At 63.5% G+C, this 10,142-nt stretch carries 10 protein-coding genes; 9 read left to right on the forward strand and 1 reads right to left on the reverse strand.

Going from position 1 to position 10,142, the window contains the following annotated elements:
• Window positions 1-104 precede the first annotated feature (104 nt).
• The 3 genes from QM672_RS22755 (at window position 105) to kdsA (ending at window position 3,624) form a co-directional block, all read left to right on the forward strand.
• On the forward strand, window positions 105-1,733 hold the full coding sequence (locus tag QM672_RS22755; protein ID WP_311938135.1) for a CTP synthase: 1,629 nt from the start codon (window positions 105-107) through the stop codon (window positions 1,731-1,733).
• 87 nt (window positions 1,734-1,820) lie between these two features.
• Window positions 1,821-2,696, forward strand: a complete 876-nt coding sequence (locus tag QM672_RS22760) for a VOC family protein (protein WP_415085302.1) — start codon at window positions 1,821-1,823, stop codon at window positions 2,694-2,696.
• Between the two features lie 94 nt (window positions 2,697-2,790).
• Window positions 2,791-3,624, forward strand: a complete 834-nt coding sequence (kdsA, locus tag QM672_RS22765; protein ID WP_311938139.1) for a 3-deoxy-8-phosphooctulonate synthase — start codon at window positions 2,791-2,793, stop codon at window positions 3,622-3,624.
• 90 nt (window positions 3,625-3,714) lie between these two features.
• On the opposite strand, the gene queF is transcribed toward kdsA, so the two are convergent.
• A complete protein-coding gene (queF, locus tag QM672_RS22770) occupies window positions 3,715-4,176 on the reverse strand; it encodes a preQ(1) synthase (protein WP_068290819.1) in 462 nt (153 codons plus the stop codon).
• 275 nt (window positions 4,177-4,451) lie between these two features.
• Here queF and QM672_RS22775 point away from each other — a divergent pair, with 275 nt between their 5' ends.
• The 6 genes from QM672_RS22775 to QM672_RS22800 form a co-directional block, all read left to right on the forward strand.
• Window positions 4,452-4,835 carry a hypothetical protein gene (locus QM672_RS22775; RefSeq protein ID WP_415085305.1) on the forward strand — a complete coding sequence of 128 codons (384 nt, stop codon included), beginning with the start codon at window positions 4,452-4,454 and terminating at the stop codon, window positions 4,833-4,835.
• 210 nt (window positions 4,836-5,045) lie between these two features.
• Window positions 5,046-6,326, forward strand: coding sequence for a phosphopyruvate hydratase (gene eno, locus QM672_RS22780; protein WP_311938143.1), 1,281 nt, complete (start codon window positions 5,046-5,048; stop codon window positions 6,324-6,326).
• A gap of 186 nt (window positions 6,327-6,512) precedes the next feature.
• Window positions 6,513-6,827, forward strand: coding sequence for an FtsB family cell division protein (locus QM672_RS22785; RefSeq protein WP_068290812.1), 315 nt, complete (start codon window positions 6,513-6,515; stop codon window positions 6,825-6,827).
• A gap of 264 nt (window positions 6,828-7,091) precedes the next feature.
• Window positions 7,092-8,150: a pyruvate dehydrogenase (acetyl-transferring) E1 component subunit alpha gene (pdhA, locus tag QM672_RS22790; protein ID WP_311938146.1), complete on the forward strand. Its 1,059-nt coding sequence runs from the start codon at window positions 7,092-7,094 to the stop codon at window positions 8,148-8,150.
• 57 nt (window positions 8,151-8,207) lie between these two features.
• Window positions 8,208-9,578, forward strand: a complete 1,371-nt coding sequence (locus QM672_RS22795) for a pyruvate dehydrogenase complex E1 component subunit beta (RefSeq protein ID WP_415085308.1) — start codon at window positions 8,208-8,210, stop codon at window positions 9,576-9,578.
• A gap of 10 nt (window positions 9,579-9,588) precedes the next feature.
• Window positions 9,589-10,142: biotin/lipoyl-containing protein (locus tag QM672_RS22800; protein WP_415085310.1), on the forward strand; the 554-nt coding region annotated here is incomplete at its 3' end.

Below are 10,142 nucleotides of genomic sequence, written 5' to 3' on the forward strand. Positions count from 1 at the left end.
TGATTCCACCAAATCGCAAAACGCTTTGCGTCACTTGAAAATAATCCTGCGGGCAGCGATTGCCCGCTCGTCGAATCATTGTGTTTTTGTCTAAGTGGGGGTCCATGACGCGGTACATTTTCATCACCGGCGGCGTGGTCTCCTCGCTTGGAAAAGGGTTGGCTTCAGCCGCCCTCGGCGCCCTCTTGCAGGCGCGCGGCTACAAAGTCCGCCTTCGCAAACTCGATCCCTATCTCAATGTCGATCCGGGCACGATGAGCCCGTATGAGCATGGCGAGGTCTTCGTCACCGACGACGGGGCCGAAACCGACCTCGACCTTGGCCATTACGAGCGCTTCACCGGGCGTCCGGCCTCCAAGGACGACAACATCACCACAGGCCGGATCTATCTCGACATCATCACCAAGGAACGGCGCGGCGACTATCTCGGCGCCACCATCCAGGTCATCCCGCATGTGACCAATGCCATCAAGGACTTCGTCCTCAAGGGCAATGACGGCGTGGATTTCGTGCTGGTCGAGATCGGCGGCACCGTCGGCGACATCGAGGGGCTGCCCTTCTTCGAGGCGATCCGTCAGATCAAGTCCGATTTGCCGCGCGGCGCCTGCATCTACACCCATCTGACGCTGCTGCCCTTCATTCCCTCGGCCGGCGAGCTCAAGACCAAGCCGACGCAGCATTCGGTGGCCGAACTGCGCTCGATCGGCATCCAGCCCGACATTCTGCTCTGCCGTTCCGACCGGGAGATCCCCAAGGAAGAGCGCCGCAAGCTTGCTCTGTTCTGCAATGTGCGCGAGACCGCGGTGATCGAGGCGCGCGACGTCGCGTCGATCTATGACGTGCCGATCGCCTATCACGAGCAGGGGCTGGACACCGAGGTGCTGGCCGCCTTTGGCATCGAGGATGCGCCCAAGCCGGACCTGTCGCGCTGGCGCAAGATCTCCCAGACCATCCACAATCCCGAGGGCGAGGTTACCATCGCCATCGTCGGCAAATATACCGGCCTGAAGGATGCCTATAAGTCGCTTACCGAGGCGCTGACCCATGGCGGCATCGCCAATGGCGTCAAGGTCAAGCTGGACTGGATCGAGAGCGAGATCTTCGAGCAGGATGATCCGGCTCCGCATCTGGAGCACGTCCATGGCATCCTGGTGCCCGGTGGCTTCGGCCAGCGCGGCGCCGAGGGCAAGATCAAGGCGGTGACCTTCGCCCGCGAGCGCAAGGTGCCTTATTTCGGCATCTGCTTCGGCATGCAGATGGCGGTGATCGAGGGCGCCCGTTCGCTCGCCGGCATCAAGAATGCCAATTCGACCGAGTTCGGCGCAACGAAGGAGCCGGTCGTCGGCCTGATGACGGAGTGGATGAAGGGCAACGAACTCGAGCAGCGCGCTCAGGGCGGCGATCTCGGCGGCACCATGCGGCTCGGCGCCTATCAGGCGACGCTGAAGCCGGGCTCCAAGATCGCCGGTATCTATGACAATGTCTCGATCTCCGAGCGCCATCGCCATCGCTACGAAGTGAATATGAGCTATCGCGAGCGCCTGGAAGACAAGGGCATGGTGTTCTGCGGCACCTCGCCGGACGGCCTGCTGCCGGAGACGATCGAATATGCCGACCACCCCTGGTTCATCGGCGTGCAGTACCATCCCGAACTGAAGTCGCGTCCCTTCGAGCCGCATCCCTTGTTCTCGAGCTTCATCGCGGCCGCCGTCGAACAGAGCCGCCTGGTGTGATCGGGGGGGCGGGTCTTCAGACCCGCCTGATGGGCCGGTTCGTTTCCAAGCGGGTCTGAAGACCCGCTCCCCATCCGGAGTTGCGCCATGTCACGCGGTCTCGACCATCTCGTTCTTGCCGTTCGCGACCTCGAGGCCGCTGCCTCGCATTACCGGGCGCTTGGCTTCACGGTCGGCGCCCGCAACCGCCACCCCTGGGGCACCGAGAACCATGTGGTGCAGTTCCCGGGCACTTTCCTGGAGCTGATCACGGTCGGCAGCGAAGGCATCACCGATGCTGTCTGGGCCGATCGCTCGCGTTTTGCCACCTTCTCCCGAGATTATCTTGATCGCTATGGCGACGGCTTCGCCATGCTGGTGGTCGAGGCGCAGGATGCCGCTGCCGACAGGCTGGCCTTCGACGAGGCCGGTATCGGTGGTTTCGAGCCGTTCTTTTTCGAACGCCAGGCGAGGCGGCCGGATGGTTCGGAGGTCCGCGTCGCCTTCACGCTCGCCTTCGCCGCCGACGCAGCCATGCCGGCGTCAGGCTTTTTTGCCACGCAGCAGCACGAGCCGCAGAATTTCTGGAATCCCGACTTCCAGCGCCATGCAAACGGGACCGTCAAGCTTGGAGGCATCGTCATGCTGGCCGCCGAACCGGCGGCAACCGTGCCCTTCTTCGAAGCCTTCACCGGATCGAGGGCGGTCTGCGCCAGCGCCCGGAACATGGCGATCGTCACGCCCCGCGGGACGGTGGAGGCAATGTCGCCCGACTGCTACCGTGACGTGCTCGGCCTTGAGCCGACGCTATCGCTGGCCGATGGTCCGCGCCTTGCCGCTTTCAAGGTGACGGCGCCCCTCGATGGCATGGCTGCCCGCCTCGATCAGGCAGGCATCCCCTTCGTCCGCCATCGCAAGCACCTGGCAGTAGCGGCCGCCGACAATTTCGGCACAGCCCTGATTTTCGAAGAGCTCAGGGCCTGAGCGGAGAGAGAACCGCTCCACGAGGGGAGTCGAACTTGCCTTCGCGCGCCTGCAGCCTTATCTCCGGCATGACCTCTCAGTTCCAGGATCGCCCATGACCGTCGCCCACTCCGTCGTTTCCCTTGGCAAGCTCCGCATCGGTAACGCGCTGCCGCTCACCGTGATCGCAGGCCCCTGCCAGATGGAGAGCCGCGACCACGCCATGGAAATGGCGACCGGCATCAAGGCGATCACCGACAGGCTCGGCATGGGCCTGATCTACAAGAGCTCTTTCGACAAGGCCAACCGCACCTCGGCCAAGGGGGCTCGCGGCGTCGGCCTGGACAAGGCGTTGCCGATCTTTGCTGAGATCCGCGAGAAGTTCGGCGTGCCCGTCATTACCGACGTCCATGAGAACGACCAATGCGCCAAGGTCGCCGAGGTCGTCGACGTGCTGCAGATTCCAGCCTTCCTCTCGCGCCAGACCGATCTCCTGGTGGCGGCCGCCCGTACCGGCCGGGTCGTCAACGTCAAGAAGGGGCAGTTCCTGGCGCCGTGGGACATGAAGAACGTCGTCGCCAAGATCACCGAGGCCGGCAATCCCAACGTGCTGGTGACCGAGCGCGGCGCCTCCTTTGGCTACAATACGCTGGTGACCGACATGCGCGCGCTGCCGATCATGGCCGAGCAGATCGGTGCGCCGGTGGTGTTTGATGCCACCCATTCGGTGCAGCAGCCGGGCGGGCAGGGGACCTCGACCGGTGGCCAGCGCGAATTCGTGCCGGTGCTCGCCCGCGCCGCCGTGGCAGTCGGTGTGGCCGCTGTCTTCATCGAGACCCACCAGGATCCCGATCACGCGCCGTCCGACGGTCCCAACATGGTGCCGCTCGACCAGCTCGAGGCGCTGCTGGCACGCCTGAAGCAGTTCGACGCGATCGCCAAGGGCTGAGGGGCCGGGCCTCCGGCCTCCCGGTCGGCTCTTGGAAACGCGGTGCTTGCCTGCGAGGAAGAGCCGGCCGACGGGCCGGCGGCCCCGGATTCAGCCCCGGCCGCGATAGGTCGGTACGCCCTGGTCGGGCAGCCAGAGTTCTTCGGGCGGCTTGCCGGTCTGCCAGAACACGTCGATGGGAATGCCGCCGCGCGGATACCAATAACCGCCTATGCGCAGCCAGCGCGGCTCCAACAGTTCGACGAGGCGGCGGCCGACGGCCACGGTGCAATCCTCGTGGAAGGCTCCGTGATTGCGGAAGCTGGTGAGATAGAGCTTGAGCGACTTGGACTCGACCAGCCAGTCCTTCGGCGCATAGTCGATGACGAGATGGGCGAAATCGGGCTGCCCCGTCACCGGGCACAACGAGGTGAATTCAGGACAAGTGAAGCGGGCGAGATAGAGCGTATCGGCCTGCGGATTGGGAACTCTGTCGAGCCGGGCTTCCTCGGGCGAGGCGGGGATCTTGCTTTCGCTGCCAAGCTGCAGCGTGGAAGGGTCGAAACTGGGCATGTCTGTCTCCCATGCGCGGATAATCGGCTCGCCAATCGGCGATTTTCAACAGCCATGCAAGCTGTTTCCCAGGGCATTTTGCGATTTGCCGTCATCGACAAGGATCATGAAGGCAGGCCGAAACAGGCTGTGAGCGCAAACAGGTGTTCCTGCGCGAACATGCTTTGCGCGGCTCAATGTCGGCTGTCGTGACAATGTGACTATTTCGTGGCAAGACCTTCATACTAACGCTGGGGAATACTATGCCGGTCATTGCTTTGATCCTGAGTGCCTTCATGGGCTGGTTCGTCTTTTGGCTGATCCGCTTTGACGGGCATGAAGTCATCGCCTCCTATTTCAGCGCGGCGGCGCGCCAGCGACGCTTGCAGCGGGCTCGGGATGCGGAAGCAAAGGCGGCGGTGCGCTCCGTAACGGAAGCGCGCGATGGCGCTCTCGCCCTGCTGATCAAGCTGGGCAGCGTCGATCACGCTGTGCTGCCAGCTGCGGAAAAGCTGATCGACGAAGCCGCCCGCACTGTGTTCGGTTATGGCGATAAGCTGGTCGAACATCGCACCTTTGCGGAATATGTCGCCCGCAACACCCCGAGCTTCTCGGTGCTGTCCGTGAATTGGCGCCGCTCTTCGACAAACAGCTTGCGGCAGACGAGCGCAAGGATCTGATCGATCTCATGCATAAGGTAGCCGAAGCTGCAGGCGGTATGACACCGACGCGGCAGGAAATGCTCGACGAAGTACAGGCCCGTCTATTGCCGTCCAAGGCCGCGCGTGTCTGAGATGGCAGTTTGGTGACGTTGTTTTGCTCTTTCGCCATGGCCGTTCATCCGCTATGAGCGCGACGAACAATCCGTCATCGCAAACAGGAGCAGCCCCATGACCGCCATCAGCGACATCATCGCCCGCGAAATTCTGGACAGCCGTGGCAATCCGACGGTCGAGGTCGATGTCTTGCTGGAGGACGGTTCGACGGGCCGTGCGGCCGTGCCTTCCGGTGCCTCGACCGGTGCACATGAGGCGGTCGAGTTGCGCGATGGCGGCAAGCGCTATGGCGGCAAGGGCGTCGAAAAGGCGGTCGAAGCCGTGAATGGCGAAATCTATGAGGCGCTCGGCGGTCTGGACGCCGAAGACCAGATCCAGATCGACCAGGCCATGATCGATCTCGACGGCACGCCGAACAAGTCGCGTCTCGGCGCTAACGCCATTCTCGGCGTCTCCCTCGCCGTCGCCAAGGCGGCGGCCCAGTCGGCTGGCCTGCCGCTGTGGCGCTATGTCGGCGGTCCCGCCGCGCGCGTCCTGCCGGTGCCGATGATGAACATCGTCAATGGCGGCGTGCATGCCGACAATCCCATCGACTTCCAGGAATTCATGGTGATGCCGGTCGGTGCTCCGACCTTCGCCGAAGGCCTGCGCATGGGTGCCGAGATCTTCCACACCCTGAAGAAGGGCCTGAAGGATGCCGGCCACAACACCAATGTCGGCGATGAGGGCGGTTTCGCCCCCAACCTGCCGTCGGCCAAGGCTGCGCTCGATTTCGTGATGAGCGCCATCGAGAAGGCCGGCTACAAGCCGGGCGAGGACGTGATGCTCGCCCTCGACTGCGCCGCCACCGAGTTCTTCAAGGACGGCGTCTATGATTACAGCGGCGAGGGCGTGAAGCGCTCCATCGCAGAACAGGCGGACTATCTCGCCCAGCTGACGGCGGACTATCCGATCGTGTCGATCGAAGACGGGCTGTCCGAGGACGATTTCGAGGGCTGGAAGCTGCTCACCGACAAGGTAGGCTCCAAGGTGCAGCTCGTCGGCGACGACTTGTTCGTGACCAACACCGAGCGCCTGTCCATGGGCATCAAGAAGGGCCTGGGCAATGCGATCCTGGTCAAGGTCAACCAGATCGGCACCCTGACCGAGACGCTCGCCGCCGTGGAAATGGCCCACAAGGCCGGCTATCGCGCCGTGATGTCACACCGCTCCGGCGAGACCGAGGATTCCACCATCGCCGACCTCGCCGTCGCCACCAATTGCGGGCAGATCAAGACGGGCTCGCTGGCCCGCTCGGATCGTACGGCCAAGTACAACCAGCTCCTGCGCATCGAAGAGGCCCTTGGCACCCAGGCGCTCTATGGCGGCCGCGCTGCCCTGAAGGCACTCGCCTGAGGCCGATTCACGCGATGTAAAAACGAAAGCCGGGGGGCTTCCGCTCCCCGGCTTTTTATTTGGGCCGCATTTTTGCATGGCGGTCCTGCCGGCCCAGCATGCGGAAGGGGACGAAACGCCGTAGATTTTGCGCTGCAGCAAGCGGCGTCAACGGAATATCAACCATCCGGACTTAACCATGCCCTCATGGTCATTCGCACACGCATCCGCGCCATCCTGAACCAGCTCGCGCTCCTGGCGGGAGCGGCCGCAGCCATCGCTTATTTCTCCTATCAGGCCTTCAATGGCGAGCATGGCATCCAGGCACAGCACCAATTCGACCAGCAGAAGCAGGATCTGGGCAACGAACTGGTTCTGTTGCAGAAGGAGCATGCTGCTCTCGATCGGCGTGTGAACCTGCTCAGGTCGCAGGCGATCGATCCGGACATGCTGGACGAGAAAGCGCGTGACGTGCTGGGCCTCGTTCACCCCAATGACGAAGTAGTCTTGCTGACCAAGTAGAGGCGGCTTTCCACTTGTTGCGGCTTCCCGCCGCTAAATCGATTTCTGTTTCGCGGCGGCTATTTGTCCGTCCCGAAGTTTGACGAAAATGTGTAAAAGAATAACAGGAATTGAGTTCATTATTGAATGAACTGAATTTAAGTTAATTCATAATTGTGTTGCATGTTCAATATGTTGCACTGCAGCATTTGGGTGTGGCTCTCGCTTTTTGATATTGGATGCGCTAGCACTTCCTCAGCTTAGCCACCAATAATCGGAGGGTTCATGGCCGCTACAGCCGCAAAGGCCGCTGCTACCGCTAGCAAGGCTTCGAAGACTGCCGCCCGCTCGGGCAAGGCAGCGGGGGCAACCAAGACGGCATCGTCGTTCTCCCGCGAACAGGAGCTCAACGCTTATCGCGAGATGCTGCTGATCCGCCGCTTCGAGGAGAAGGCGGGGCAGATGTACGGCATGGGCCTGATCGGTGGTTTCTGCCATCTCTATATAGGGCAGGAGGCCGTCGTGGTCGGGCTGCAGATGGCTTCGCGCGAAGGCGACCAGGTCATTACCGGCTATCGTGACCATGGGCACATGATCGCGGCCGGCATGGCTCCCCGCGGCGTCATGGCCGAGCTGACGGGACGCCGGGGCGGCTATTCGCACGGCAAGGGCGGCTCCATGCACATGTTCTCGGTGGAGAAGGCCTTCTATGGCGGGCATGGCATCGTCGGCGGCCAGGTGTCGCTTGGCACGGGCCTGGCCTTTGCCAATGCCTATCGCTCCGACGGCAAGGTGAGCCTGACCTATTTCGGCGACGGCGCCGCCAATCAGGGCCAGGTCTATGAGAGCTTCAACATGGCGGCCCTGTGGAAGCTGCCGGTCGTCTATGTGATCGAGAACAACAAATATGCCATGGGCACCTCGGTCAACCGCGCCTCGGCCCAGACCGATTTCTCCCGTCGCGGCCTGTCCTTCAACATCCCCGGCGAGCAGGTCGACGGCATGGATGTGCGCGCCATCTATGCGGCGGGCCAGAAGGCGATCGAATATGCCCGCTCCGGCAAGGGCCCCTATATCCTGGAGATGCTGACCTACCGCTATCGCGGCCACTCGATGTCGGACCCGGCGAAGTACCGCACGAAGGACGAAGTCCAGAAGATGCGGACCGAGCATGATCCGATCGAGCAGAGCCGCGCACGCCTGCTCGGCGAGCACGGCATCAGCGAGGAAGAATTGAAGAAGATCGATTCCGAGATCCGCGACATCGTCAACGATTCCGCCGATTTCGCCACCAACGATCCCGAGCCCGATCCCTCGGAGCTGTGGACCGACGTCCTGAAGTGACGGTCGGCCGTCCCGGCCTGCTCGCGTAAATCCCATTCTCCAGACTTCGAGGCACCCATGCCTGATATCCTGATGCCGGCCCTCTCTCCCACCATGGAGCAGGGCAAGCTCTCCAAATGGCTCAAAAAGGAAGGCGATACCATCAAGTCCGGCGACGTGATCGCCGAGATCGAGACGGACAAGGCGACGATGGAAGTCGAAGCCGTCGATGAGGGCGTGCTCACCCAGATCCTGGTGCCCGAAGGCACCGACAATGTCGCCGTGAACACCAAGATCGCCTTCATCCAGGGTGAAGGCGAAGCCGCCGCCCCGGCAGCCTCGGCACCGGCCCAGCCGGCCGCCGCGCCCGTGGCGGCTCCCGCCATCGCCGCACCCGCCGTGGCGCAGTCGGCTCCAGCACCGGTGGATGCCCACGACGCTTCCGGGGAGGTTCCGGCCGGCACCGAATTCGTCACCCAGACCGTGCGCGAAGCGTTGCGCGACGCGATGGCCGAGGAAATGCGTCGCGACGAGAGCGTGTTCGTGATCGGCGAGGAAGTCGCCGAATATCAGGGCGCCTACAAGATCACGCAAGGGTTGCTGCAGGAGTTCAGCGCCCGCCGCGTGGTCGATACGCCGATCACCGAACATGGCTTCGCCGGCATTGCCGTCGGCGCGGCCATGACGGGCCTGCGGCCGATCGTGGAGTTCATGACCTTCAACTTCGCCATGCAGGCGATCGACCACCTCATCAATTCCGCCGCCAAGACGCTCTATATGTCCGGCGGCCAGATGGGCTGCCCGATCGTGTTCCGCGGCCCCAACGGCGCCGCGGCGCGCGTGGGTGCCCAGCACAGCCAGGACTACGGTTCGTGGTATTCGCATGTGCCCGGCCTGAAGGTGGTGGCGCCCTATTCGGCCGCCGATGCCAAGGGCCTGCTCAAGGCCGCCATCCGCGATCCCAATCCGGTGATCTTCCTCGAGAACGAGATCCTCTACGGCCACAGCCATCCCGTGCCCAAGCTCGACGACTTCGTCCTGCCGATCGGCAAGGCCAAGGTGGTCAAGCCGGGCAAGGACATCACCCTGGTCGCCTGGTCGATCGGCATGACCTATGTGCTGAAGGCGGCCGAGGCGCTGGCGGGTGAGGGGATCGATGCCGAGATCATCGACATGCGCTCGCTGCGCCCGCTCGACACCGCCACGGTGATCGCCTCGGTGCAGAAGACGGGCCGCTGCGTGGTGGTCGAGGAGGGCTGGCAGCAGTCGGGCGTGGGGTCGGAGATCGCGGCCCGCGTCAACGAGCAGGCCTTCGACTATCTCGACGCGCCGGTCCTGCGCGTCTCGGGCAAGGACGTGCCGATGCCTTATGCCGCCAACCTCGAAAAGCTGGCTCTGCCGAGCGTGGCCGAAGTCGTCGGAGCGGCCAAAGCCGTTCTCTATCGCTGAGGAGTTGCCGATGCCCGTGAATGTATTGATGCCGGCTCTGTCTCCCACGATGGAGAAGGGCAACCTGGCCAAATGGTTGAAGAAGGAAGGCGACACCATCAAGTCCGGTGACGTGCTGGCCGAAATCGAGACCGATAAGGCGACGATGGAAGTCGAGGCCGTCGACGAGGGCGTGCTGGCCAAGATCGTGGTGCCGGAGGGTACCGCCGACGTGCCGGTCAACGAACTCATCGCGGTGATTGCCGGCGAGGGCGAGGACGCCAAGGCGGTTGCTGCCGCCGGCGGTGCCCCGGCTCCCAAGGCGACTGCTCAGGCTCCTGCTGCTGAGGCATCTGCTGCTCCGGTTCCTGCCGCTTCGAGTGCTCCTGCGCCAGCCGCCGCTCCTGCTTCGGCGCCTGTAACGGCTCCGGCCCAGGCCGGTGCGCGGATCTTCGCTTCGCCTCTGGCCAAGCGCCTCGCCAAGGAGGCCGGCCTCGACCTCGGTGCCATCCAGGGCTCCGGGCCGCATGGCCGCATCGTCGAGAAGGACGTGAAGGCGGCCATCGCCGGCGGCGGCGCCAAGGC

This window comes from Labrys sp. (in: a-proteobacteria) (assembly GCF_047605565.1).
GTDB classification, from domain to species: Bacteria; Pseudomonadota; Alphaproteobacteria; order Rhizobiales; family Labraceae; genus Labrys; species Labrys neptuniae.